Below are 26,324 nucleotides of genomic sequence, written 5' to 3' on the forward strand. Positions count from 1 at the left end.
GGCGCGACGGCCGGTTCCGCGGCAGGCGGACTCCGACCGGCACTGCCCGACCTAAGATCGACGGGTGCCAAGGAATCGCCGGATGTTCTCGCTCATGCTCGACGGCCGCGAGGCGAAGCTGGTGCAGTCGCGGAAGCGACCCGGTCGCTACGAACTCAGCGTCGACGGAATCCCGCAGTCGGTCGTCTCGATGACCGATCCCACCGCACTCGACTACGCCTACATCCGGCACATCGCCAGGGCGATCGATGCTGCGGCCGAGCCCGGCGCTCCGCTTTTCACGGTGCATCTGGGAGCCGGAGCGCTCACGCTGGCACGCTACGTCGAGGCCACGCGAACCGGATCGCCGCAGCTCGTGGTCGAGTTCGAGCCTGCTCTGTACGAAGCGGTGATCGCCGCGCTGCCCCTGCCTGCCACCGCCGATCTGCGAGTCATCTTCGGCGATGCGCGAGCGGTCGCCGATGCGGAGCTTCCAGACGGGTCCCTGTCGTCGATGCCGGCATCCCCGACCCCCACGCTCGGCGCCGCGGCGGTCGGGCGCACCGCGGTCGACACCGAGTGGGTGGATGCGCGCTTCACCGTCGTCGATCTCTGGGATGCCGCCGTCATCCGACACCGTGTGGCCAGCCAGGAGTTCTACCGCCGGGTCGCCGCACGCGCCGCCGCAGACGGAGTCGTGGCCGTGAATCTGCTCGACGGGCATCCGTTCGAGTACTCGCGGCGACAGGCGGCCACCCTGAACTCCGTCTTCACCCACGTCGCCGTCGTCCTCGACGCGGAACCGGACGATGACGAGGGTCCGCTCGGCAACGTCGTGATCTTCGCGAGCGATGACCCGCTGGACGTCGTGACGACCCCCGACCTTCTCGGCACACCGAGACCGCACATGCTCCACGCCGACGGTCTGACGTCATGGTTCGCCGGAGCACGCATCATGACCGACGCCGACGGCACGGACTCCCCCGACCCCGACGACCCGCTCTGGGACTAGAACTTCGCGGGGCGGCGGAGTCAGCGCCCGCCGAACATCTCGGGGAGCGACGCGGTGAACTCGTCGAAGTGGCTGTACCAGATCGTGTGTGCGGCGCCGGGGACGCTGCGCACCTCGACCCCGCCCTGCTCGAACCGACGCGCATCCTGATCGGTGACCCAGGCGCTCGGATCGGCGCGGATCACGATCGACCCCGGCACCGCCTCCCACGCCTGGTCTGGACCGCAGGAGACGGATGCCGAGGTCGCCGGGTCGAAGCGCGCGGCCGCACGTGCCTCCACCTCGGCATCCCTCTCCGAGGAGAACGGTCGGGTCGCTCTGAGTCCGTCCGGCGACATCCGCAGGAGCCGATCCTGCGCGTACGCGGCCGTGAGCGCGTGTCTGTCGGCGCCCCCGGCGAGGACGAGCGCGGCGTCGACATAGACCGCGAGGTCGGGGCGCAGCTGCTCCGCGGCCGCAGCCAGCACCGTGGCCCCGTACGAGTGGCCGATGGCGTCGACCGGCCCGCCGGGAGCCAGAACGCGCACCGTGTCCACGACGGCCGACGCCGCCCGCTCGATCGTGAGCTCCGGATCCCGGGGCGAGAGGCCATGACCGGGGAGGTCGAGCGCGATCACCCGACGACCGCGGTCCACGAGGCGCGGGACGACGCGCCACCAGCTCTCGCTCGAACCCATGAGGCCGTGGAGCAGGACGGCCGTGCGGGGGCCTTCGCCGATATCGAGTGCGTGGAGGAGCATCCGGTTCAGTCAATCACGGTCGTTACCGTTTCGTGACGATCTCGCAGCGGAGATCTCCTCGAAGCTTTCTTCGAATGTCGGTGGCCTGTGATGGACTGTCGTCATGACCGCACTGCTCGACGCGACCGACGCCCAGCTGGCGATGCTCGCCGATCTGGTCGCGTCGTTGGAGGCCGCGGAGGCGACGCTGAGCAGCATGCACGCGGCCCGCGACGGCATGCTCGCGATGGCGGGGCGCCTCGCCGTCGACATCGCGCGTGCGGCGGCGCATCCCGATCACGGCGACATGGCGATCCGCACGGTGGCGGCCGAGATCGGTGCGGCGCAGCATGTGAGCGACCGCACGATCGAGCGCCGGATGGCGGAGGCCTCCTGGCTGGTGGAGCGGTTCCCCACCGTGTGGCAGGCACAGGGCGAGGGGAGGATCACCGCCGCGCACGCGCGGGTGATCGTCGAGGCGGGAGCACATCTCGACGACGACACCGACCGTGCCGCCTACGCCGCCGAGGTGGTCGAGCTCGCCGTGCACGAGTCGCCCAACAGGCTGCGGCGGATGGCGCGGCGCATCGCGGAACGGTTCCAGGAGCGCAGCATCACCGAGCGCCATCGCGATGCCCGTGAGTTGCGGCGCGTGTGGGTGAAGGATCTCGACGACGGGATGGCCGAACTCGGGGCGCGAGGTCCCGCGGTGCTGCTGCACGGCATGTTCGACCGGTTGTCGCAGATGGCGCATGCGGTGCAGGAGGAGAGCACCCGAGCGTCGAGGGATGCCGCCACGGATGGTGTTTCCGGCACGGACGACGGTGGACCCGTCGATGGACGCACGGTGGATCAGCTCCGCGCAGATCTCCTGGTCGACCTCGCGCTCACCGGCGCGCCCGCGGGTCACGAGACCACGGAGAGCCTGCTGGGCGAGATCCGCGCCAGGGTCGAGGTCACGGTGCCGGTGCTGACGTTGATGGACGACGACACCTCGGCATCGGGTTCCTCGGCAGCGGGTTCCTCGGCAGCGGGTTCCTCGGCATCGACACCCCCGGCCGAGCTCGACGGCACGGTGCCGATCGACGCGCTGACCGCCCGCACACTCGCCGGTTCTGCTGTCGGGTGGGATCGGGTGCTGACGCATCCGATCTCCGGCGCGCTGCTCGCGGTCGACCGTTACCGTCCGAGCGAGCAGCTGCGGCGACATCTGCGCGCGCGGGATCAGCGCTGCCGGTTCCCGGGGTGCGGGATCGCGGCGCGGAAATGCGACCTCGATCACAATCACGCCGCCTCGACCGGTGGGGCGACGTCGGACACGAACCTCTCCGCCTTCTGCCGCCGACATCACATGCTCAAGCACCACTCCCCCTGGCACGTCGACCAGCGCCCCGGCGGAGTGCTGGAGTGGACGGGTCCGACCGGGCGCACCTACATCGACCGGCCGCCACCGCAGAACACGGTGACGTTCACCGCGGCCCCGGCGAGCGTGGAACCGGCGCTGACGCCGTTCTGAGACCAGGGCCGTTCCCCGGTGCGCGGTGCGCCGTCCGTGGGTCGCGACGAACCGCCCTGCCGAGAGACGACGAACCGCCCGGACCCGAAGGCCCGGACGGTTCGCATGTCCGTGAGGACGACTGCGGCGTGGCCGCTTACTCGTACGACTTCACGATCTCGAGGAGGCTCGGGACGTTGGCGTAGGCCTCGGCCGCGTTCTCCTTGGTGACGATGACCGGAGGCAGCAGGTAGGAGGGAACGACCTTGACGCCGTTGTCGTACTGCTCGGTGTCGTTGACGTCGACCTCTTCACCCTTCTGCAGCTGGCCGACCATCTTGATGGCCTGCTCCACGAGCAGCGTGGTGTCCTTGTTGATCGTGGAGTACTGGATGCCCTCCATGATCGACTTGACCGACTCGACCTCGGAGTCCTGACCCGTGACGACCGGGACATCCTTGCCCGCGCCCTGCACCGACGTGATGATCGCGCGAGCGAGCGTGTCGTTCGGGGAGAGGACGCCGTCGAGCGCCTCCGAGCCGTACGTCGACGTGAGGATCGAGTCCATGCGGCGCTGTGCGTTCTCGGGCTTCCACCCCTCGGTCGCGGTCTGCGAGATCTCGGTCTGACCGGAGACGACCTTGAGCGTGCCGTCGTCGATCTTCGGCTGCAACACCTCCATGGCGCCGTTGAAGAACACGGCCGAGTTCGCGTCGTCCGGCGAACCGGAGAACAGCTCGATGTTGTACGGAGCCTCATGTCCTGCACGCTCGGCGAGCCCGTCGAGCAGCGCCTGCCCCTGGAGCTTTCCGACCTCGAAGTTGTCGAACGCGACGTAGTAGTCCACCGCCTTCGTGTTCTCGATCAGACGGTCGTAGGCGATGACGGCGACACCGGCGTCATGGGCGGCTTCGACCTGGGTCGCGAGCTGCTTGCCGTCCTTCGCGCCGATGATGATGACCTTGGCTCCACCGGTGACCATCGCCTGGATCTGGTTCTGCTGCTCGGCGACCGTGTTGCTGGCCGGCGCGTACTGCACGTCGGCCTTGAAGCCGGCCTTCTCGAGACCATCCGTGAACAGCTGACCGGCGAGGACCCAGTTCTCCGAGGTCTTGTCGGGAAGGGCGACACCGATCGTGGCATCGGCGGCGAAGCCCTTGGCGGTCTCCTCCCCCGCTCCGGATCCGGTGTCACCGCCGCGCTCCGAAGAGCAGCCGGTGAGGGCGAAGGCGCCCGCGACGACAAGCGCTGTCGCCGACAGAAGAATCTTCTTCATGTGATCTCTTTCTCTGGTGTGTGAAGGTCTCGTCACGCGTGCGGCACGCGAGTCGACCCCTACTTTCCGCGCGTCTCTTCGACGGCGGGGGCTTCGTACTTCTGACTGGTGGGGTAGTTCGCCTTGGTCGGATCGAACGTGTCGGTCGCCGGATCCTGCTTGCTTCCGAACCGGCGCGTCAGGAAGCCGATGATCGACGGGCGCCCCTGCTGCTTGTTCCACACGTCGACGCCGACGGCGAACAGCAGCACGAGACCCTTGATCATCGAGACCACGTCGGCGCCCGCGCCCAGCAGCGCGAGGCCGTTGTTGAGGAACGCCATCACGAGACCACCGATGATCGACCCGATCACGGTTCCGATGCCGCCGGAGACGGCGGCGCCGCCGATGAACACCGAGGCGATCGCGTCGAGCTCCCACCCGTTGCCGTCCTGCGGCCCCGATGCCGTGGCCCTGGCGACGTAGATCATGCCGGCGAGCGAGGCGAGGACCGACATGTTCATCATCACGAAGAAGTCGACCCAGCGGTCCTTCACGCCCGACAGGCGCGCAGCCTGCCGGTTGCCGCCGACCGCGTAGATGTGGCGGCCGAACACGGTGTTGTTCGTGATGAAGGAGTACAGGATCACGAGGGCGAGCAGGATGACGCCCGAGATCGGGAAGCTGGTGCCCTCACGGCCCGTCGCGAAGAGCCATCCCGCGATGAGGATGACGGCGGAGATGAGCACGACCTTGGTGACGCTCACCCACAGCGGCGCCATGTCCGCGCCCATCTTGCGCTGGATGCGGCGGGTGCGGATCTCCCAGAACACGATCCACAGGGCTCCGACGAGCGCGAGGACCATGGTGAGCACGTTGAAGGGCACGGGGATGAACGACAGCTCAGGCAGATACCCCGCGCCGATCACCTTGAAGCCCTCGGGCACGGGGACCGACTGCGAGTCTCCGACCCACTGGTTCGCGCCGCGGAAGAACAGCATGCCTGCGAGTGTCACGATGAACGCGGGAACCCCGACATAGGCGACCCAGAACCCCTGCCAGGCTCCGACGAGAACACCGACCCCGAGGCCGAGGAGCACGCCGAGCGGCCAGGGGAGGTTCCAGTCGGCCATCGCCTTCGCCACCACGATGCCTGTGAACGCGGCGACCGAGCCGACCGAGAGGTCGATGTGACCCATGATGATGACCATCACCATGCCGATCGCGAGGATCAGGATGTACGAGTACTGGTTGACGACGTTGATCAGGTTGCCGGACGAGAGCGTCAGGCCGGTGCCCTTGACGATCCAGGTGAGGACCTGGAAGACGACCAGGATCACGACGAGGCTGCCGAGGATGCCGAACTGGCGGAGGGTCGACTGGCCGCCCCCGAACATCTTCGTGATGTCCTTGAAGTGGAAGCCGCGCTTCGTTGCGGTGGTGTCGGTGGTCATGCGGATGCTTTCTGGTTCGTGGAGGTCATGCTGCGCATGAGGTCCTCGGGCGTCGCCTGGTCGGCCGGGATGCAGTCGGTGACCCGACCTTCGAAGACGGTGTAGATGCGGTCGGAGATGCCCAGGAGCTCGGGGAGCTCGCTGGAGATGACGATGACGCCCTTGCCCTGCGCCGCGAGCTCGTTGATGATCGCGTAGATCTCGTACTTGGCGCCCACGTCGATGCCGCGCGTCGGCTCATCGAGGATCAGCAGGTCGGGGTCGGTGAACATCCACTTCGCCAGCACGACCTTCTGCTGGTTTCCGCCGGACAGCTTGCCGACGCCCTCCTCGACCGAGGGCGTCTTGATGCGCAGCGCCTTGCGATAGCGCTCGGCCACCGAGAACTCCTCGCGGGCGTCGACCACGCCGCGCCTCGCGATCTTCGAGAGCTTCGCGGCGACGATCGACCGCTTGATGGTGTCGAGCAGATTGAGCCCGAGCACCTTGCGGTCTTCGCTCACGTAGGCGAGCCCGTGCTTGATGGCCGCCGACACGTCGTGGAGAGCGATCTCCTGACCGTCCTTGATCATCGTGCCCGACAGGAACGTGCCGTACGACCGGCCGAAGATGCTCATCGCGAACTCGGTGCGCCCCGCGCCCATGAGCCCGGCGATGCCGACGACCTCGCCGCGACGGACGTCGATGCTCGAGCCCTTGACGACCATGCGCTCCGCGACGGTCGGATGCTGCACCCACCAGTCCTTGACCTCGAAGAACACGTCGCCGATCTCGGGCGTGCGGTCGGGGTACCGGCTCTCGAGCGAGCGACCGACCATGCCGCGGATGATGCGGTCTTCGTTGATCTCACCGCGCGAGATGTCGAGCGTCTCGACCGTGCGTCCGTCGCGGATGATCGTGATCTCGTCGGCGATCTGCTCGATCTCGTTGAGCTTGTGGCTGATCATGATCGATGCGATGCCCTTGGCCTTGAGGCCGAGGATCAGGTCGAGCAGGTGCTGCGAGTCGTTCTCGTTCAGCGCCGCGGTCGGCTCGTCGAGGATCAGCAGCTTGACGTCTTTGTTGAGCGCCTTGGCGATCTCGATCAACTGCTGCTTGCCGACCCCGAGGGTCTTGATCTGCGCGTCGGGGTCTTCGTTCAGCCCGACACGGGCCAGCAGCTCGATCGTGCGTTCCTTCTGGGCCTGCCAGTCGATGCGTCCGCCACGCTGGATCTCGTTGCCGAGGAAGATGTTCTCCGTCACGGAGAGCTCGGGGATCAGGGCGAGCTCCTGGTGGATGATCGCGATACCCGCCTGCTCGCTGGCGACGATGTCCTTGAAGCGCTGCTCCTCGCCGTAGAGCAGGATCTCCCCCTCGTAGGTCCCGTACGGGTACACCCCGGAGAGGACCTTCATGAGGGTCGACTTCCCGGCGCCGTTCTCGCCGCAGATCGCGTGGATCTCGCCGGCCCGGACGGTGATGGAGACGTCGGCGAGCGCCTTGACACCCGGGAACTCCTTGGTGATGCTGCGCATCTCCAGGATCGGGCCTGACACGGTCGGCAACGTTGCTGTAGTGCTCACGGATCTTTCCTCGCGACGTGCGGTCACCTTCGATGTGACCGTTCACATTGGTACATCGTCGTCTTCGAGGCGACCTCTGTCAAGTCGGCGCCGGCATTTCGAATCCCTACCGTGACACGGCCGGGATCCGCGTGATCCCGGGCCTCCAGGCAACAGCAAGGATCGAAAGGATTCGACACCCTCGACCGGTCGCCGAGGCGCGAGGACGCCTCAGCGCATCGCGGCGGATTCGCGCGCCCGCAGCAGGGTCTGAAGCGGGCCGAACTCCGGCGCATCCTCGCCGCGGATCTGGGCGAGCAGGATGCGCACCGCACGGCGCCCCAACTCGGGGAAGTCCTGATGCACGGTGCTGAGCGTCGGCGCCACGTGGGCCGCCACCGGGATGTCGTCGAAGCCGATCACGCTCACGTCATGCGGCACCCGCACTCCCGAATCACGGAAGCCGTGCATCAGGCCGATCGCCATGAGGTCGTTCGCCGCGAACACCGCGGTGAAGTCGCGTCGCAGCGAGAGCTCCTTGCCCGCGAAGTAGCCGAAGTCCGCCGTCCAGTCGCCGCGGATCGGCGGGAACGTCGGCAGATCGGCCTCCCGCAGACCGTCGAGGTACCCGCGCATGCGCGACTCCGCCTCGATCCAGTCCTGCGGGCCCGCCAGATGCAGGATGTCGGTGTGGCCGAGGGAGATCAGGTGCTCCGTCGCCGCCCTGGCCCCCGCCACCTGGTCGGCCGACAGGCTCACCCCGTCCGAGCCCGACGCGGTCTGCAGCGTCACGAACGGCATGTCGACGTTCATGCCCCGGAGGACATGGAACACCCGCACCTGCGGAGCGAGCACGACGATGCCGTCGACCTGCTCCCCGCGAGCTGCCGGACCGCGGTGCCGATCGCCTCGGGCGTCGTGTCGGCGAGGTTCAGCGTCGAGACCGAGTAGCCCTCCTCGCGGGCCGCATCCTCGATCCCGGCGATCGACGACGTGGGACCGAACTCCCCGATCGTGGCGGAGAGGATGCCGAGCATGTTGGACTTGCTGGTGACCAGGGCGCGCGCGGCGAGGTTCGGCCGATAGTCGAGGACCGAGATCGCGTCGAGGACCTTCGCCTTGGTCTCCGGGCGGATGCTCGGATGGTCGTTGAGCACGCGAGACACCGTCTGGTGCGAGACCCCCGCGAGTCGCGCGACATCGCGGATGCTCGGCATCCGCGCACGCTCGGAAGCAGTGGCCATCACGTGCCTCCTCGCTTGTGCACGGTCACATCGTCACTTCATTATGTCTCGCGGGCGCGCGCATGCACGTCTCGGGCGCGCGGAGGGCGCCGGAAGGGTTGTGCGCTCGCACCGGAATCACCCCGGCTTTCGTCGAGCGGCACCGGACCACCCGGCCCCTGCATGGCATCGTGGCGGCGTGGACACTCTGCTGCGCGGCGGGCGCGTCATCGACCCGAAGACCGCGACCGACCGGGTCGCCGACCTCCTGATCGCCGATGGACGGATCGCCGCGATCGGCGACGATCTCGATGCACCGGGAGGCGCCGACATCGTCGACGCCTCCGGTCTGATCGTCGGACCGGGGTTCATCGACCTCCACAGCCACGTGCACTCGATCGCGGGACAGCGGCTCCAGGCGATGGACGGCGTCACCACGGCACTCGACCTCGAAGCCGGGCTCATGCCCATCGCCGAGGCCATGGCGCGCGCGGCGGCCGACGGTCGGCCGGTGAACTACGGCTTCTCGGCATCCTGGTCGCAGGCCAGGGCCTACGCGCACCTGGACCGCGTTCCCGTCGCCGACTTCACCGCCTCGATGGACCTGCTCGCAAAGCCCGACTGGCAGCGGTCCTCCTCCCCTGCGGAGCGCCGCCACTGGCTCGGCCTGCTCGAGGACGAGCTCGGCGCCGGCGCCCTCGGGATCGGCGTGCTGATGGGGTACGCGCCGCGCTCCGATCCCGACGAGTACCTGGACCTCGCGCGGCTCGCCGCCGCCGCGCACGCCCCGACCTTCACGCATGTGCGCGAACTGATCGAGGCAGACCCCCGCACGCCCATCGACGGCTCGGAGGAGCTGGTCAGAGCCGCGGCCGAGACCGGCGCCGCGATGCACCACTGCCACGTCAACAGCACGTCGCTGCGGCACGTGGACCGCGTGCTGGCACTGCTCGACCGCAGCCGTGCCGCCGGGTCGAGGGTGACCGTCGAGGCCTATCCCTACGGCGCGGGCAGCACCGCGATCGGTGCGTTCTTCCTGGCCCCGGAGAAACTCGCAGGACTCGGCATCACGCCGCGCTCCCTCGTGCTGGTAGACACCGGAGAGCGCATCGCCGACGAGGCCCGTCTGCGCGAGGTGCGTGCGACCGACCCCGGCGCGACCTGCATCGTCACGTTCCTCGATGAGGCCGATCCCTTCGATCGCGCGCACCTGCACCGCGCGCTCGCCTACCCCGACGCGATCGTCGCGAGCGACGCGATGCCGATCTCCTGGGCGGGCGACGGACGGACGGTGTACGAGCAGCGCGACTGGCCGCTCCCCGCCGGGGGCCACACCCACCCCCGCACCGCAGGCACCTTCGCGAAGTCCCTGCGTCTGATGGTGCTCGAGAGCGGCACGTGGACCTGGCTCGAAGCGTTCCGTCGCTGCTCGCACCTGCCGGCGCGTGTTCTCGACGAGGTGTCTTCGGGGATGCGCGCCAAGGGCCACCTCGGGATCGGCGCCGACGCGGACGTCGTGGTCATCGACCCCGCCACGCTGACCGACCGTGCGACCTACGCCGACCCGACCAGGCCATCGCGAGGCATCCGCCAGCTGTACGTGCACGGCACAGCGGTCGTGCACGCGGGAGAGATCGTGACCGACGCCCTGCCGGGGCGCGCGGTGAGAGGAGACGCATGACGAACGACGAGCTGCAGGAGTTCCTGGACGCGACGGCCGCAGAGCTCGGTGTGCCCGGCGCCGTGGTCGGCGTGGTCGACGGCGACCACGACCTCGTCGCCGCGACCGGGGTCGGCGCCCTCGACACCGGTGCACGGGTGACCGAGCGGACGCTGTTCCAGATCGGATCCACGTCGAAGACCTTCACCGGGACCGTCGCGATGCACCTGATCGAGCAGGGCGAGCTCGACCTCGAGACCCGCGTCGTCGACGTGCTCCCTGACTTCCGCCTGGCCGATGCGGATGCCCTCGCCGCGCTGCGGGTGCGACACCTCCTCACCCATTCCGGCGGCTTCCTCGGCGACGCCGACGAACAGCCGGGCTGGGACGACGACGCGCTCGCCCGCAACATCGCGGGGTACTCGGACCTCCCGCAGTTCTTCGCTCCCGGCACGATCGCGTCGTACAGCAATGCCGGTATCCGGCTGCTCGGCCGCATCATCGAGGTGGTGACGGGTGCGCCGTTCGAGCGGGCGGTTCAGCGCGTGATCCTCGACCCGCTCGGGATGACGGAGACGTTCTTCTTCCCCTGGGACGTGATCGGCCGACCGCATGCGGTCGGGCATGTCCCCGGCGAGGACGGCGCGATGACGACGTTCTCCTCCTGGCCGTTGACCCGCGACATCGGACCGGAGGGCGGCATCGTGTCGTCGGTGCGCGACCAGCTGACGTACGCACGGTTCCAGATGCGCGGCGAGAGCGCGGGCGCCGCCCCGGTCACCACGGCCACACGACGGCTGATGCAGCAACCCCAGTTGACCGCGGGACCTCCCGTCGACGCGATCGGGTTCCCGTGGCTGCTCTCGCGCCACGGATCGGCCAGGGTCGTCATGCACGGCGGGAACATCGCCGACACGCAGCTGAGCGAGTTCGTGCTCGCGCCCGACGAGGACCTCGCGATCACGGTGCTGACGAACAGCGGCAGCGGCAAGGCACTCGGCGGGAAGGTGATCGACTGGTGCTTCGAACGTCTTCGCGGCATCTCTCGGTCCGCGGAGCAGGTCGACCTGCGCCCGCTGGAGAGGCTCGACGAGGTCGTCGGCCGCTACGACGCCGGCCAGTGGCACTACGACGTCACGCGCGTCGGCGACGCCCTGGAGTTCGACATGGTGCTGCGGGAGGACATCGCCGCACTCGGCATCCCGCCGCGTCCGCCCGTGCGTCTGCGCGTGCGGTCGGACGGTGCGCTCGTCACGGACACGGACCAGCCCGTCGGGCGCCTCCTCCTCGACACCGCGGAGGGCGGCCCCGAACTGCTCCACCTGGGTCTGCGTGCGGTCAGACGACGCTGAAGACCGCGCTTCGTCCGACACGACCAACGTCGAGCCAAGTCTCGTCCGGGCCGACCAACGCCCCCGCGAAACACCCGAATAGTCTCGGCCCATCGCCGTCACCCCGATCGACGGCAAGCGGGACGAACCATTTCGACGAAGAGGAGCGCACGTGTCCGACCTGAACGAAATCGGCAGCTGGGTGCAGGAGAACCTGCCCACGTTGCTCGCCGACGCGCACATCCCCGCGGCATCCGTCGCGATCCTGTCCGGTGGCGAGATCTTCACCGCCGCCACCGGCATCCTGAACCGCAACACCGGCGTCGAGGCCGATGAGGACTCGGTCTTCCAGATCGGCTCGATCACCAAGACCTGGACGGCGACGCTGATCATGCAGCTGGTCGACGAGGGGCGGCTCGACCTCGACGCCCCGGTGCGCGACACGCTCCCCGCCTTCGCGATCGGCGACGATGCCGCGGCGAGCGCGATCACGACCCGACAGCTCCTCAGCCACGTCGGCGGCTTCGAGGGCGACCTCTTCAACGACACGGGTGTGGGCGACGACGCGGTGGAGAAGTATCTGGCGACGATCGCCGACGCCCCGCAGCTCTTCGCCCCCGGAGAGCGCTTCTCCTACAACAACGCGGCGTTCGTCGTCCTGGGTCGCATCGTCGAGGTGCTGCGCGATCTGCCGTACGACCAGGCGCTGCGCACGCACCTGATCGCACCGCTCGGCCTCACCCACGTGGCGACCACCGCAGCGGAGGCGATCATGTTCCGCGCGGCGCTCGGGCACATCCCCGCGGACGGCAGCGACGAGCCGGTCGCGGCGCCGGTGTGGAGCCTGGTGCGCTCGAACGCACCCGCCGGATCGATGCTCGCCATGACCGCACGCGACCTCGTGACGTACGCACGCATGCACCTCGACGGCGGTACCGCCGCCGACGGCACCCGCGTGCTCTCCGCGGAGAGCGTCGCGGCGATGCAGGAGCGGCAGGTCGAGCTTCCCGAACTCGGGCTGATGGGCGACGCCTGGGGCCTCGGCTGGGAGATCTTCGACTGGGAGGGCGGGACGGTGATCGGGCACGACGGCGGCACGATCGGGCAGAACGCGTTCCTGCGGATGGTGCCGGGCGCCGGCGTCGCCGTCGCCGTGCTGACGAACGGCGGGCAGACCGTCGACGCTTATCACGCGATCGTGTCGAAGGTGCTCGCGGCGCTCGCCGGCATCACGGTGCCCGCGCTGCCGACTGTTCCGGAGGCGCCCGTCGCCATCGACCTCGAGCGGGTGCTCGGCACGTACTCGTCGTCCGTCTCGGACTCGACCGTACGCGTGGACGACGACGGACGGGTGTGGCTCGACCGCACCATGAAGGGCATCTTCGCCGAACTCGGCCCTGCCCCCGAGCCCGTCGAGCTCGTCGGCTGGTCCGGCGACACCCTGCTCCCCCGCAAGGCCGAGCACGGGATGCGCATGCCGCACGCCTTCGTCGGCGATGACGGCAGCGGACGCGCGCTCTACCTGCACACGGGCCGCGCGGATCGGCGGATCGACGCATGAGCGGAATCACCGCGGCTGCTCCGGCGACCGCGGAGATCGCCGACATCTTCACGGATGCGGGAGCCGCCGGATTCCTCCATGCGCGGAAGATCGGCGCCGCCGGCGCCACCGACGCCGCCGAGGTGACGCACGGCGCAGACGAACCGGTGGTCCTGGCCTCGGTGTTCAAGATCCTGGTGCTCACCGCCTACGTCCGGGCCGTCGCCGCCGGTGAGCTCGACCCGACCGGTCGCACGACCGTGACGGCGCGCTACCGCATCGGCGGCGTCGGAACGGCCGGATTCGCTGACGACGTCGAGGCCAGCTGGCGCGACCTGGCCCTGAACATGATGACGATGAGCGACAACGCCGCCACGGACGTGCTCTACCACCGGCTCGGCGCCGACGCCGTGAACCGCGTGATCGACGACCTGGGGCTCGACGGCACCCGCCTGATCGGATGCTGTGAAGACCTGTTCGCCTCCGTGGTCGCCGACCTCGGCGGCACGCCGGACAGCGACCTGGACGAGCTGCTCGGCAGTGCGACCCCGGAGCAGATCCTGGCGCTCGACGCGGTGCACCCCGTCCGCACCTCGCACTCCACCCCGCGCGACGTCACGACGCTGCTGAACGCCCTGTGGACCGACACCGCGGCTCCCGCCGACGCGTGCCGCCAGGCCAGGGACATCATGGCCCAGCAGATCTGGCCGCACCGGCTCACCTCGGGGTTCCCGAACGGAGTGCGCATCGCCGCCAAGACCGGCACGCTCCCGACCTGGCGCAACGAGGCGGGCGTCGTCACCTACCCCGACGGCCGCCAGTACGCGGTCGCCGTGTTCACGCGCGCGACCCTCTCGCCGACCGACAGCCCCTGGTCGACGCCTCGATCGGCCGGGCGGGGTTCGCCGCGGTCGAGCACCTGCGCGCACACTGACCCCCTTCCCCGTCGCTCGCACCCCATCGCTGTAGATCACTCATCCCAGACACTGCACCATCCCAGACACTGCACCATCACAGACACTGCTGGAGGCTTCTGATGCGTTCTCGTACCCCGCTGGTCGCCCTGCTCGCCGTCACGGCCCTCGCCCTGACATCCTGCGCCGCGAGCGCTCCCCCGGAGGCGGTGACAGCGCCGAGGGTGTCCTCGCGGACGGCAAGACCTTCACCTCGGTGATCTCGACCGACCCGGGCAGCCTCGACCCGTTCATCACCGTGATGTCGGTCGCCCGCTCCATCGACCGCTTCGTCTACGGGCGCCTGGTCGAGACGACGGAGGACGGCTCGATCGTCTCCGGCCTCGCCGAATCGTGGGAGGCCGACACCACCACGGCGACCTTCACCCTGCGCGACGGCATCACCTGCGACGACGGCACGCCGCTGACCGCCACCGACGTCGCCGCGAACATCACGCACATCGGGGACCCCGCCAACGGCTCGCCCCTGATCGGCCTGCAGGTGCAGCCGGGGACCACCGCCGTCGGCGACGACACCGCCGGCACCGTCACGGTCACGAGCGGACGCCCCGACTCGTTCCTGCTCGAGAACGTCGGCAGCGTGTCGATCGTGTGCGGCACCGTGATCGACGACCCGGACGCCCTCGCCAAGGGCGAAGGATCGACGGGCATGTTCACGATGACCGAGATCGTGCCGAACAGCCAGTACACCCTCACGCGCCGCGATGACTTCACCTGGGGTCCCGGCGACTGGGATGCGACGCAGAAGGGCCTGCCGGACACCGTCGTGTTCCGGGTGGTCCCCAACGAGACCACCGCCGCGAACCTGCTGCTCTCCGGCGAGGTCAACGCCGCGCTCGTGATCGGTCCGGACAGCGCGCGCATGGAGAGCGCCGGGCTGTACCACACCGACCTCCAGACGCCGGGCGGATCGTTCACGTTCAACCAGGCCGCAGGCCGGGCCACCGCCGACCAGGCCGTGCGCGACGCGCTCATGCAGGCCGTCGACCTCGAGCAGATGCGTCAGGTCATCGGCAGCGGCAAGGCCACGGTGCCGACCGGCCTGGTCACCGTGTCGCCGAACCCGTGCCGTGCCGACACCGTGTCGGGCCACCTGCCGGAGTTCGACGCCGACGCCGCGGCGGCCGCCCTCGACGACGCCGGCTGGTCGGCAGGCTCCGACGGGGTACGCAGCAAGGACGGCGAGACGCTCACCCTCCGGATGATCTACTCCTCGCAGCTCGGCGACGCGGGCAACGCCGCCGCCGAACTCGCACAGTCCGCATGGAAGGACCTCGGCGTCGACATCACGGTCACCGCCGTCGACTCCCCCACCTTGAGCGAGGTGCTCTTCTCCACCGGCGACTGGGACATCTCCGCCGCGCCCCTCACGGTCAACCTGCCGAGCATGCTCGTGCCGTTCTACTCGGGTCCCACCCCGCCGAACGGCACCAACTTCGCCTCGATCGACAACGCCGACTACACGGCAGCCGTCACCGCGGCGTCGCAGAAGCCGGGCACCGAGGGATGCGACGAGTGGTCGGCCGCCGAGGTGGCGCTGTTCGAGACCACGAGCGTCGTCCCGTACGCGAACATCGTGCGCTCGACCTTCGCGCAGAAGTCGACCTTCACCGAGAGCGACGGGATCGACCCGACGTCGATCCGGATGTTCGAGTAGCAGAGAGCCGGAGTCAGCCGATGGCCAGCACCACCGCCACACAGGCGATACTGATCAGATCCGCACGGTCGGACAACCCCTGGGTGTCCTTCCTGGTCCGTCGCGGAGGGCAGTTCGTGCTCTCGGTGTGGGTGCTGGTCACGGCTGCCTTCCTCATGATCCACCTGGTGCCGGGAGACCCGGTGCGAGCGGCTCTCGGGCTGAACGCCCCCGCCGAACTCGTCGAAGCCAAACGCGCGGCGCTGGGCCTGGACCAACCGCTCCTCGTGCAGTACTTCCACTACATCGGCGGCCTGTTCACGGGCGACATGGGGTCGTCGATGATCACCAGCCAACCCGTGTCCGAGATCATCTCCACCCGACTCCCGGCGACGTTGCAGCTCGCCCTCCTCGCGGTGCTGCTGGTGCTCCTGGTCTCCGTCCCCCTCGGCGTCACGATGGCGGTGGCCACCCGCGGCGGCCGGCGCCGAGGACTCGAGCTCGCGTTCGCCGCCGGCTCCGTGATCCTCGCTGCCATCCCCGAGTTCCTCCTCGCCGTCGGCCTCGTCTACGTGTTCGCGGTCTCGCTGGGCTGGTTCCCGGTCGCCGGCAACACGGCGCCGTTCGCGCTGGTGCTCCCCGTGGTCGCCCTCGCCGTCGGACCCATCGCGGTGTTCTCGCGCATCATCCGCGTCGAGGTGCTGTCCGTCCTCGGCCAGGACTTCATCCGCACCGCCAGGGCGAAGAGGCTCGCCCCGCACCGCATCTACTCGCGCCACGCCCTGCCGAACGCGATGACGGCGACGCTCACCCTCACCGGCCTCCTGCTGACGGGCATGGTCGCGGGCACGGTGCTGGTCGAGAACGTGTTCGCCTGGCCGGGCCTCGGCACGATGATCGTCCAGTCGATCCTCACCAAGGACTACTCGGTCGTGCAGGGCATCGTGCTCGTGTACGGCATCGGGGTCCTGCTGGTGAACCTCGTGATCGACGTGATCCTCGCGCTCCTCGACCCTCGATCCACCATCCGGGAGGCATGATGTCGGCACGCACCGCCTGGTCGGGCATCGTCCGATCGCCCCTGGGACTGACCGCGCTCAGTCTGTTCCTGCTGGTCGCCCTCGCCGCGATCTTCGCACCGCTCATCTGGGGCGCTCAGGCCGAGCAGGTGAACCCCGCCGAGATCACGCAGGGGCCCAGCGCCGCGCATCTGCTGGGCACCGACACGCTCGGGCGCGATGTGCTCGCGCGGGTCCTGGTGGCGACCCGGCTCTCGGTGGTGCTCGCGGTGCTCGCGGTGATCATCGGCGTCGTCGCAGGAACCCTGCTGGGCACGGCGCCCTCCGTGCTCCCGCGGTGGGCGGGCCGACCGATCGTGGGCTTCGTGAACATCGCGGTCGCCTTTCCCGGGCTCCTGCTCGCCCTGTTCTTCGCGGTGATCTTCGGGGTCGGCACGACCGGATCGGTGCTGGCGATCGGCTTCGCGATGGCGCCGCAGTTCGCCCGGCTGACCCAGACCCTCTCGGCCGCGATCGCAGGACGCGACTTCATCTCCGCCGCGCAGGTGGCCGGAGTGTCCCGCTTCCGCATCCTGATCCGGCACATCCTGCCGAACATCGGTGAACCGCTCATCGTCAACGCGACCGTCGCCGCCGGATCCGCTCTGCTCGCCTTCGCGGGCCTGTCGTTCCTCGGGCTCGGCGTGCAGGTGCCGGCATACGACTGGGGCCGCTTGCTCGGAGAAGGCCTGAACCGCATCTACCTCAACCCCGCGGCGGCCCTGGGCCCCGCGGTGGCCGTGGTGATCGCCGGACTCGCGTTCAACCTCCTCGGCGAGACCGCGGCGGCCGCCCTCGGCGGGCGTTCGGCTCGTCGCCGACACGCTCTCCCCGCTGTCGCGTCGTCGCCCACGCGCGTCGACGCCCCTCAGCCCGCGCAGGTCGACGGCGACGACGTGGTGCTCCTCGTCGACGACCTGCGCGTCTCCTTCCCCACGCCCGCCGGATGGGTCACGCCGGTGCGCGGGGTGTCGTTCACGATCTCGCGCGGCGAGGCGATCGGCGTGGTCGGCGAGTCGGGCTCCGGCAAGAGTCTGACCGCTCTCGCCGCCGCCCGACTGATCGAGCGCCCGGGGCACATCGACGCCGCTCGTCTGGACTTCTGCGGCACCTCGCTGCTGACCTCACCGGACCGCGCGATCCGCAGCCTTCTCGGCACCTCGCTCGCGATGGTCTTCCAGGATCCGATGACCTCGTTCAACCCGACCAGGAGGATCGGCTCGCAACTGGCGGAGGCCGCGTCGGAGCATCAGGGCATGAGCCGCCGCGACGCCATGACCCGCGCGGTCCAGCGGCTGCAGTCGGTGCGGGTGCCGGCCGCCGCCCGTCGCGCGCACCAGTACCCGCACGAGTTCTCCGGTGGCATGCGGCAGCGGGCGATGATCGCGATGGGGCTCATGAACCATCCGCGTCTGATCATCGCGGACGAGCCGACCACCGCACTCGACGTCACCGTGCAGCGCCAGGTGCTCCAGCTCCTCGCCGGTGTGCGCCGCGACACCGACGCCGCGATCCTCCTGATCAGCCACGACATCGCCGTCGTGGCGCAGACCTGCGAGCGCGTGCTGGTGATGTACGCCGGCCGCATCGTCGAGGATCTGCCCGCCGCCGACCTGCACACGGGGGCGCAGCATCCGTACACACGGGCGCTCCTCGAGGTGGTGCCCGAGATCGACGCGGATCGGAATGCGCCCCTCAAGATGATCCCCGGCCGCCCACCGGCGCCCGGGGCGTTCCCTCCCGGATGCGCGTTCGCCGATCGCTGCCCCCTCGCCTCGGCGGTCTGCCGCGAGCGCGACCCGGAACTCGCCGCCGCCGGACCCGGGCATCGCGTGGCGTGCTGGCATCCGATGGACCACCGCGTCGCCGCTTCCGCGGCGCAGACGCAGGTCGAGGAAGAGACGGTCCCCCGATGAGCGAGCTCCGCTTCGATCGTGTCAGCGTCCGCTACGGAACGCACCGCTCCGGTCTCACCGCCGTGGACGATGTGAGCCTCACCGTGCCCTCCGGGTCCGTCGTGGGGCTCGTCGGCGAATCCGGATCGGGCAAGTCCACCCTCGCCCGCGCGGCGATCGGCCTCGCACCGATCAGCGACGGAGCCATCACGCTCGACGGCGCCGACGTCCGCGGGTTCCGTCGCCGCCGCCCGATCCAGATGGTCTTCCAGGACCCGTTCTCCTCCCTCGATCCCCGGATGACGATCGGGGAATCGATCGCGGAGGCCCTCCCCCGCGACCTGCGGGGCACCAGAGCCCGTCGGGCCGAGGTGGCACGGCTGCTCAACCTGGTGAGCCTCGACGCCGATCGAGCACAGTCGCTGCCGGCGGCGCTCTCCGGTGGCCAGCGCCAGCGCATCGCCCTCGCGAGAGCCCTCGCCGCCCGGCCCGATGTCGTGATCGCCGACGAGATCACCTCGGCACTCGACGTCTCGGTACAGGGGTCCGTGCTCAACCTCGTGCGCGACCTCCGCGGCGAGCTCGACCTGACGATGCTGTTCATCTCGCACAATCTCTCGGTCGTGCGCTACCTGAGCGACCACATCGCCGTGATGTACCTGGGACGGATCGTCGAGGTCGGCCCGACCGAGCAGGTGCTCGCCGACCCGCAGCATCCGTACACCCGCGACCTGCTGCAGGCCGCACCGACCAGGCACGGGAACCTCCTCGCGGTCGACCCGCTCGCGCCCGTCGACGTCGAACCGGCCGACCCGCATGCCCCGCCGAGCGGATGCCGCTTCCACCCGCGATGCCCCATCGGCCCCGCCGCGCGGCCCGATCGACAGATCTGCGTCCTCACGGAGCCGCCGCGTCCCACGGGAACGGTCGGAGCCGCATGCCACTTCGCGGGCTCCGGTCCGCACGCCGCGCTGGGGACTGTGCCCTCGCCCCAAAGCACCCTCCTGGTTTCGGCCGCCGACACAACACGCTCCCCGCACTCTGCGGACACAGTGAACTGACCATCCGATTGGAGCCCTCATGAATCGCCTCACCGTCGACGACCTGCTCTCCCTCCGCTCACCCGAGCAACCCGCGCTGTCGCCCGACGGTTCCCGCGTCGCGTACGTGCTCCGCACGACCGACCGCGACGGCGATCGCGACACCCGCGCGCTGTGGCAGGTGCCGGCCTCCGGAGGCGACGCCGCCCCCTCACGCACGGGACGGCGGACACGACTCCGGTCTGGAGTCCGGACGGCGCCCAGCTCGCCTTCCTGCGCGCTCAGGATGGTCCGGCGCAGATCTGGCTGCTCCCGGCCACGGGAGGAGAGCCGCGCGGCCTGACGACTCTTCCGCTCGGCGCCGGCACTCCGGTGTGGAGCCCCGACGGCACGCGCATCGCCTTCGCCGCCCCCGTCGACACCGCGGCCCTCCCCGGGGAGAGCGCCGACACGATCCTCGCCCGGCGTTCCGCACCCGCGGCGACCGACCGTCTGGGGTACAAGGCCGACGGCGCGGGAAACCTCGGCACGCTCGTGCAGCAGCTGCACGTGCTCGACGTCGCGTCGGGGGCGGTCACCGTGCTGACCCGCGGTCGCGCGCACGCCACCGACCCGTTCTGGTCGCCCGACGGCACGCAGCTCGCCTTCTCGTCCAGCCCGGACGACGACGCGGACCTCACCATGCGCATCCCGGTCTTCGTCGTCTCGTCGACCGACCCGAACAGCGCCCCGGTGCGGATCAGCGCCCCCGACGTGCAGGCCGCAGCCGTCGGCTGGACTCCGGATGGGAGCCGGGTGATCGCCGCAGGGCGCACCGACACCGAGGTCGGCAACGCCGACCTGCTGCTGTTCCCGCTCGACGGCGGCGAGGTGCGGAACCTCACCGGATCGCTCGACCGCAACGTGATGCCCGGCGGCCCCGGATACCCGGGCGGCATGCCGCAGTTCGCCGACGACGACACCCTGGTCTTCTGCCTGCGCGACAACGGGTACTCCCACCTGTACCGCATCCGCCTCGACGGGTCGGACGCCGTCCCCCTGATCGGCGGCGGCGGCAACGTCTCGGGGCTGTCGGTGGCCGGGGCCTCGGCCGCGGTCGTCGTCGCCTCGTCCGACTCGTTCGGCGATGTCGCCCTGGTGGACCTGGCAGACGGCACGCACCGCACCCTCACGGCGTACGGGACGCCGGAGTTCGAGCTGGTGCCCGCCGAGGAGCGGCGCTTCACGATCTCCGACGGCACAGTCGTGACGGGGTGGCTGCGCCGCGATCCCGACGCCGCCGGCCCGCTCCCGCTGCTGCTGGACATCCACGGCGGACCCCACAACGCGTGGAACGGCGCGGCGGATCTGATCCACCCCTATCACCAGGTGCTGGCGCGCCGCGGGTGGGCGATCCTCACCCTCAACCCGCGCGGCAGCGACGGTTACGGCGACGCGTTCTTCTCCGCCGTGTCGGGCGGCTGGGGTGTGAACGACGCGAACGACTTCCTGGAGCCGATCGACGAACTCGTCGCGGAAGGCATCGCCGACCCGGCACGGCTGGCCGTGACCGGCTACAGCTACGGCGGGTTCATGACCTGCTTCCTCACCTCGCGCGACGACCGGTTCGCGGCGGCGGTCGCCGGCGGCGTGGTGACGGACCTCTTCTCGATGGGCGGCACCTCGGACTACGGACACTTCCTCGCCGAGAAGGAGAACGGCGGCCTGGCCTGGCGCGACGAACAGCGGATCTCGGCGCAGTCGCCCTTCACCCAGGTCGACCGGGTCACGACGCCGACTCTGATCCTGCACGGCGCCGCAGACGAGCGGTGCCCCGTCGGCCAGGCGGAGCAGTGGTTCACGGCCCTCCGCGAGCGCGACGTGCCCACGCGCCTGGTGCTGTATCCCGGGGCTCGCATCTGTTCGTGCTCTCCGGCAAGCCCTCGCACCGCGCGGACTTCTCGCAGCGCGTGATCGACTGGGTCGAGCAGTACGCACCCCCGCAGGCAGGCCCGTGCGCGCGCGCCTCGACGCCCGGCACTGGCAGCAGCGGCTGAGCGCCCTCGCCGCCGCGCACAAGGTGCCGGGAGCGACCCTCGGAATCCTCCGCCTGGGCGAAGAGCCGGTATATGCGCATCACGGCATCCTCAACGCCCGCACGGGGATCGAGACCACCGACGACTCCGTGTTCCAGATCGGCTCGATGAGCAAGGTGTGGACGACCTCCGTGGTGATGCGACTGGTCGACGAGGGCAAGCTCGACCTGGATGCGCCGATCGTGGAGTACGTCCCGGAGTTCTCGTCCTCCGACCCCGAGGTCACCCGCACCGTCACGATGCGCCACCTCCTCACGCACACCAGCGGGATCGACGGCGACGTCTTCACCGACACCGGCCGCGGCGACGACACCCTGGAGAAGTACGTCGCCCTGCTCGACGGTGTGGCGCAGAACCACCCGCTCGGTGCCACGATGTCGTACTGCAACTCGGGCTTCGTGCTCGCCGGGCGCGTGATCGAGAAGATCACCGGCACCAGCTGGGACCAGGCGATGCGCGAGCTGCTGATGACCCCGCTGGGGCTCACGCACTCGACCACCCTCCCCGAGGAGGCGATCATGTTCCGCGCGGCCAGCGGACACACGGGCGTGGACGACGACGGAGAGCCCCCTCGCGCCGGCATGGATGCTGCCGCGGGCGATGGGCCCTGCCGGACTCGTCAACTCCACGACGGCCGACGTGCTCGCCTTCGCGCGCATGCACCTGACCGGGGGCTCGCCGCCGACGGCACACGGGTGCTGTCCGAGGAGAGCGTGCGACGGATGCAGCAGCGCGAGGTCGACATGCCCGATCCGTACTCGCTCGGCGACGCGTGGGGCGTCGGCTGGATCCTCTTCGATTGGGACGGCCACCGGCTGTACGGCCACGACGGCAACACGATCGGACAGGCGGCGTTCCTGCGCATCCTCCCCGACGAGCAGGTCGCTGTCACGCTGCTCACCAACGGCGGGAACACGCATGACCTGTACATCGAGCTCTTCGACGAGATCTTCGCCGAGGTCGCCGATGTGCACCTCCCGGTCGGGCTCACCCCACCGCAGGAGCCCTTCGAGGACGACTTCTCCGACTACGTCGGCGTGTACGACCGTTCGGGCGTCCGCACCGAGATCTTCGCAGAGGACGGCGGTCTGCGCATGCGGACCACGTTGAACGGCCCGCTCGCCGCTCTCCTCCCCGACCCCGTGCAGGAGCATCCACTGGTGCCGGTGCGCACGGGCGAGTTCGTCATGCGGCCGGAGGGCGAGCAGAACTGGAACGCCGTCGTCTTCTACTCACTGCCCAGCGGCGAGCGCTACCTGCATCACGGTGTCCGCGCCGCGCCGAAGGTGTCGTGATGATCGTGCAGGCCGGCCAGGATCTCGACGTGGTCCTGGCCGACATCGAGACCCTCGTCTCGTGCGAGTCGCCATCGGACGATCTCGCAGCCGTCGCCCGCAGCGCCGACGTCGTGGCCGCTCTCGGCGAGCGTGTGCTGGGCGTCGGGCCGGAACGGATCGTCCTCGAGGGGCGGACGCACCTGCGCTGGCGGTTCGGCGACCCTGCCGTGCTGGTGCTCGGTCACCATGACACCGTGTGGCCGCTGGGCTCTCTCGATCGGCTGCCGTTCGGCGTCTCCGACGGGATCCTCCGCGGGCCCGGCTGCTTCGACATGAAGACGGGCGTCGTCATGGCCCTGCACGCGGTGGCCGCACTGCCGGATCGCACAGGCGTCAGCATCCTCATCACGGGCGACGAAGAACTCGGGTCGCCGAGTTCACGCGCGCTGATCGAGCAGGAGGCCCTCGGCTGCGCCGCGGTGCTGGTGCTCGAGGCCGCCGCCGACCATGGTGCTGTGAAGATCGCCCGCAAAGGGGTGTCGCTGTACCGGGTGCACGTCGAAGGCCGAGCGGCACACGCCGGCCTCGAACCAGAGCGCGGCGTGAATGCCGCCGTCGAAGCCGCCCATCTGCTGCTCGCGGTCGCCGCCCTGGGCGACGCCGCCGCGGGCACGAGCGTCACCCCGACGCTCCTGAAGGCCGGGAGCACCACCAACACGGTCCCCGCCGGGGCGGAGTTCGCCGTCGATGTGCGGGTGCGCACCATCGCGGAGCAGGACCGGGTCGACGCGGCGATCCGTGCCATCGCCCCCACGCTCCCCGGCGCCGTGATCCGGGTGGAGGGCGGTGCGAATCGTCGGCCGATGGAGCGGGAATCGTCCGCCGCACTTTTCGCCGAGGCGGTCGCGATCGCCGAGGCCGCCGGGCTCACGCCGTTCGAGGGCGTCGCGGTCGGCGGGGCTTCCGACGGCAACTTCACCGCGGGTCTCGGCGTGCCGACCCTCGACGGGTTGGGCGCCGTCGGCGGTGGAGCGCACGCCGACGACGAGCACGTGATCGTGGCGATGATCCCCGAGCGCATCGCGCTGCTGCACGGGCTGCTCTCCGCGGCTCTGCCGGGAGGGAGGGCATGAGCGTGACCGACGCCGCGGCATACAGCGCCTCACCGCAGGAGGCCGCGGACGCGGCGAGCGCTGCGGCGGCCACGGCCGGCGTGGAGATCCGCCTGCTCGGCGACGTGGACGAGTTCACGCGGGTCGCCGACCTGTTCCAGCGCATCTGGACCAAGCAGGGCGAGACCTCGCCCGTGAACGTCGAGACCCTGCGCGCCCTGTCCAAGGCGGGGAGCTACGTGGGGGGTGCGTTCGAGCACGACGAGCTCGTCGGCGCATGCTTCGGATTCTTCGCGGCCCCCGATCAGCGGGCGCTGCACAGTCATATCGCGGGTGTCTCGCAACGGATGCGGGGCCGCAGCGTCGGCTTCGCGTTGAAGGTGCATCAGCGCGCCTGGGCGCTGGCCGAGGGGCTCGACGAGATCTCCTGGACCTTCGATCCGCTGATCAGCAGGAACGCCCATTTCAATCTCGTGAAGCTCGCCGCGACGCCGACGTCGTATCACCGCAACTTCTACGGGCACATGGCCGATGCGCTCAACGGGGCGGACGACACCGACCGGATGCTGGTGACCTGGTACGTCCGCGACCCGCTGGTCGTGGCGGCATGTCACGGCGAGCCCGCCCTCCCCGACGCGCGTGTCACGGCGGAGCCCCTGCTGAGCGTGGGCGACGACCTCGGTCCGCTCCGGCATCGCACCGACGCCAGGATCGTGCGGGTGGCGCTGCCGCGCGACATCGAGGCCCTGCGTCTCACGGAGCCGGCGCGTGCGACGGCGTGGCGACTGGCGCTGCGCGACACGCTCGGAGCCCTGCTGGAGGGCGGAGGGCGCGTGCTCTCCTTCGACCGCTCCGGCGCGTACACCATCGACAGAGGAGAACAGGGATGAAGCTCACCGGATTCGAGCTGCGCGTGATCGAGATGCCGTTGGTGTCGCCGTTCCGGACGTCGTTCGGGGTGCAGACGGTGCGCGAGGCGCTGGTGGTCCGAGCGGTCACCGACGAGGCCGAGGGCTGGGGCGAGGGCGTGGCGATGAACGACCCGCTGTACTCGTCCGAGTACGTGGCGGCGAGCGTCGACGTGATCACACGGTTCCTGCTGCCTGCCCTCGCGCAGGTGCAGGACCTCGACGCCGCGGGAGTCGCGCCGGCCCTCGCGAAGTTCAAGGGACATCGCATGTCGAAGTCCGCCGTCGAGCTGGCGGTGCTCGACGCCGAGCTGCGGGCCTCCGGCGTTCCCCTCTCGCGGGAGCTGGGCGCCGTGCGCGACCGGGTCGACTGCGGGGTCTCCGTGGGGATCATGGACTCGATCCCCGAGCTGCTCGATGCGGTCGGCGGCTACCTCGACGAGGGGTACGTGCGCATCAAGCTGAAGATCGAGCCGGGGTGGGACATCGAGCCGGTGCGTGCGGTGCGCGAGCGCTTCGGCGACGACGTGCTGTTGCAGGTCGACGCGAACACCGCGTACCACCGCGGCGACGCCCGGCATCTCGCCAGGCTCGACCCGTTCGACCTGCTCCTGATCGAACAGCCGCTCGACGAGGAGGACCTGCTCGGCCACGCCCAGCTGGCGAAGGCCATCACCACCCCCGTGTGCCTCGACGAGTCGATCGTGTCGGCCCGCGCCGCCGCGGATGCGATCGCGCTCGGCGCCTGCTCGATCGTGAACATCAAGCCGGGTCGGGTCGGCGGGTACCTCGAGGCTCGTCGCATCCACGACGTGTGCGCGGCGAACGACATCCCCGTGTGGTGCGGCGGGATGCTCGAGACCGGGATCGGCCGCGCGGCGAACGTCGCGCTCGCGGCACTGCCCGGTTTCACGCTCCCCGGCGACACGTCAGGCTCTGGGCGCTACTACGCGAACGACATCACCGAGCCCTTCGTCGTGGAGGACGGCACGCTCCGGGTCCCGACGGGTGCGGGCATCGGGGTCGCCCCGGATCCCGATGCTCTGGACGCCGTCACCGTGCGCACCGAATGGGTCGCGCTCTGAGGGCGCACTGAGACCCGATCGAACCTGTCGGGCTCGACGAAGAGTCGCTACG

General features: G+C 69.9%; 19 protein-coding genes and 1 pseudogene. 15 read left to right on the plus strand and 5 right to left on the minus strand.

Features of this window, described 5'->3' with window-relative positions; all coding sequences use genetic code 11:
* Positions 1–82: 82 nt before the first annotated feature.
* The gene (locus K1X59_RS13715; RefSeq protein ID WP_183150494.1) at positions 83–991 is read left to right on the plus strand and encodes a spermine synthase; all 909 of its coding nucleotides are present in this window, start codon (positions 83–85) and stop codon (positions 989–991) included.
* A gap of 20 nt (positions 992–1,011) precedes the next feature.
* On the opposite strand, the gene K1X59_RS13720 is transcribed toward K1X59_RS13715, so the two are convergent.
* Positions 1,012–1,731 carry an alpha/beta fold hydrolase gene (locus tag K1X59_RS13720; RefSeq protein ID WP_220173493.1) on the minus strand — a complete coding sequence of 240 codons (720 nt, stop codon included), beginning with the start codon at positions 1,729–1,731 and terminating at the stop codon, positions 1,012–1,014.
* Between the two features lie 103 nt (positions 1,732–1,834).
* Between K1X59_RS13720 and K1X59_RS13725 the strand changes: the two genes are divergently transcribed.
* The gene (locus K1X59_RS13725) at positions 1,835–3,226 is read left to right on the plus strand and encodes an HNH endonuclease signature motif containing protein (protein WP_220173494.1); all 1,392 of its coding nucleotides are present in this window, start codon (positions 1,835–1,837) and stop codon (positions 3,224–3,226) included.
* A gap of 136 nt (positions 3,227–3,362) precedes the next feature.
* Here K1X59_RS13725 and K1X59_RS13730 read toward each other — a convergent pair whose 3' ends face one another.
* The 4 genes and pseudogenes from K1X59_RS13730 to K1X59_RS22915 all read right to left on the minus strand — a co-directional run bounded on the left by K1X59_RS13730 (position 3,363) and on the right by K1X59_RS22915 (position 8,702).
* A complete protein-coding gene (locus tag K1X59_RS13730) occupies positions 3,363–4,481 on the minus strand; it encodes a sugar-binding protein (RefSeq protein WP_183150497.1) in 1,119 nt (372 codons plus the stop codon).
* Between the two features lie 59 nt (positions 4,482–4,540).
* Complete coding sequence (mmsB, locus tag K1X59_RS13735) at positions 4,541–5,914, minus strand: multiple monosaccharide ABC transporter permease (RefSeq protein ID WP_183150498.1); 1,374 nt, start codon at positions 5,912–5,914, stop codon at positions 4,541–4,543.
* The gene (gene mmsA / locus K1X59_RS13740) at positions 5,911–7,431 is read right to left on the minus strand and encodes a multiple monosaccharide ABC transporter ATP-binding protein (protein ID WP_274601244.1); all 1,521 of its coding nucleotides are present in this window, start codon (positions 7,429–7,431) and stop codon (positions 5,911–5,913) included. Before mmsA ends, mmsB begins: the two co-directional genes overlap by 4 nt.
* Positions 7,432–7,689: 258 nt before the next feature.
* Positions 7,690–8,702 (minus strand): annotated as a pseudogene (locus K1X59_RS22915) (LacI family DNA-binding transcriptional regulator).
* Positions 8,703–8,880: 178 nt separating this feature from the next.
* Here K1X59_RS22915 and K1X59_RS13750 point away from each other — a divergent pair.
* The 13 genes from K1X59_RS13750 (at position 8,881) to menC (ending at position 26,272) form a co-directional block, all read left to right on the plus strand.
* Positions 8,881–10,362 carry an amidohydrolase family protein gene (locus tag K1X59_RS13750; protein WP_220173495.1) on the plus strand — a complete coding sequence of 494 codons (1,482 nt, stop codon included), beginning with the start codon at positions 8,881–8,883 and terminating at the stop codon, positions 10,360–10,362.
* The gene (locus tag K1X59_RS13755) at positions 10,359–11,693 is read left to right on the plus strand and encodes a serine hydrolase (protein WP_220173496.1); all 1,335 of its coding nucleotides are present in this window, start codon (positions 10,359–10,361) and stop codon (positions 11,691–11,693) included. The genes K1X59_RS13750 and K1X59_RS13755 overlap by 4 nt, the downstream gene beginning before the upstream one ends.
* 151 nt (positions 11,694–11,844) lie before the next feature.
* Positions 11,845–13,233, plus strand: a complete 1,389-nt coding sequence (locus K1X59_RS13760) for a serine hydrolase (RefSeq protein ID WP_183150502.1) — start codon at positions 11,845–11,847, stop codon at positions 13,231–13,233.
* A complete protein-coding gene (locus K1X59_RS13765; RefSeq protein ID WP_220173497.1) occupies positions 13,230–14,249 on the plus strand; it encodes a serine hydrolase in 1,020 nt (339 codons plus the stop codon). The genes K1X59_RS13760 and K1X59_RS13765 overlap by 4 nt, the downstream gene beginning before the upstream one ends.
* 133 nt (positions 14,250–14,382) lie before the next feature.
* The gene (locus K1X59_RS13770; RefSeq protein ID WP_202045265.1) at positions 14,383–15,843 is read left to right on the plus strand and encodes an ABC transporter substrate-binding protein; all 1,461 of its coding nucleotides are present in this window, start codon (positions 14,383–14,385) and stop codon (positions 15,841–15,843) included.
* A gap of 20 nt (positions 15,844–15,863) precedes the next feature.
* On the plus strand, positions 15,864–16,862 hold the full coding sequence (locus K1X59_RS13775) for an ABC transporter permease (protein WP_220173498.1): 999 nt from the start codon (positions 15,864–15,866) through the stop codon (positions 16,860–16,862).
* Positions 16,859–18,796, plus strand: a complete 1,938-nt coding sequence (locus K1X59_RS13780) for a dipeptide/oligopeptide/nickel ABC transporter permease/ATP-binding protein (RefSeq protein ID WP_183150503.1) — start codon at positions 16,859–16,861, stop codon at positions 18,794–18,796. Before K1X59_RS13775 ends, K1X59_RS13780 begins: the two co-directional genes overlap by 4 nt.
* Entirely contained in the window at positions 18,793–19,836 is a 1,044-nt protein-coding gene (locus K1X59_RS13785; protein ID WP_220173499.1) for an ABC transporter ATP-binding protein, read from the plus strand. The genes K1X59_RS13780 and K1X59_RS13785 overlap by 4 nt, the downstream gene beginning before the upstream one ends.
* Before the next feature lie 153 nt (positions 19,837–19,989).
* Positions 19,990–21,768 carry a S9 family peptidase gene (locus K1X59_RS13790; protein ID WP_220173500.1) on the plus strand — a complete coding sequence of 593 codons (1,779 nt, stop codon included), beginning with the start codon at positions 19,990–19,992 and terminating at the stop codon, positions 21,766–21,768.
* 40 nt (positions 21,769–21,808) lie between these two features.
* On the plus strand, positions 21,809–23,185 hold the full coding sequence (locus K1X59_RS13795) for a serine hydrolase (protein WP_220173501.1): 1,377 nt from the start codon (positions 21,809–21,811) through the stop codon (positions 23,183–23,185).
* Positions 23,185–24,300: a M20/M25/M40 family metallo-hydrolase gene (locus K1X59_RS13800; protein WP_220173502.1), complete on the plus strand. Its 1,116-nt coding sequence runs from the start codon at positions 23,185–23,187 to the stop codon at positions 24,298–24,300. The genes K1X59_RS13795 and K1X59_RS13800 overlap by 1 nt, the downstream gene beginning before the upstream one ends.
* Positions 24,297–25,169, plus strand: a complete 873-nt coding sequence (locus tag K1X59_RS13805) for a GNAT family N-acetyltransferase (protein ID WP_183150506.1) — start codon at positions 24,297–24,299, stop codon at positions 25,167–25,169. The genes K1X59_RS13800 and K1X59_RS13805 overlap by 4 nt, the downstream gene beginning before the upstream one ends.
* Complete coding sequence (gene menC / locus K1X59_RS13810; RefSeq protein ID WP_183150507.1) at positions 25,166–26,272, plus strand: o-succinylbenzoate synthase; 1,107 nt, start codon at positions 25,166–25,168, stop codon at positions 26,270–26,272. Before K1X59_RS13805 ends, menC begins: the two co-directional genes overlap by 4 nt.
* Positions 26,273–26,324: the final 52 nt, after the last annotated feature.

This window comes from Microbacterium sp. Se5.02b (assembly GCF_019464375.1).
Taxonomy (GTDB): Bacteria; Actinomycetota; Actinomycetes; order Actinomycetales; family Microbacteriaceae; genus Microbacterium.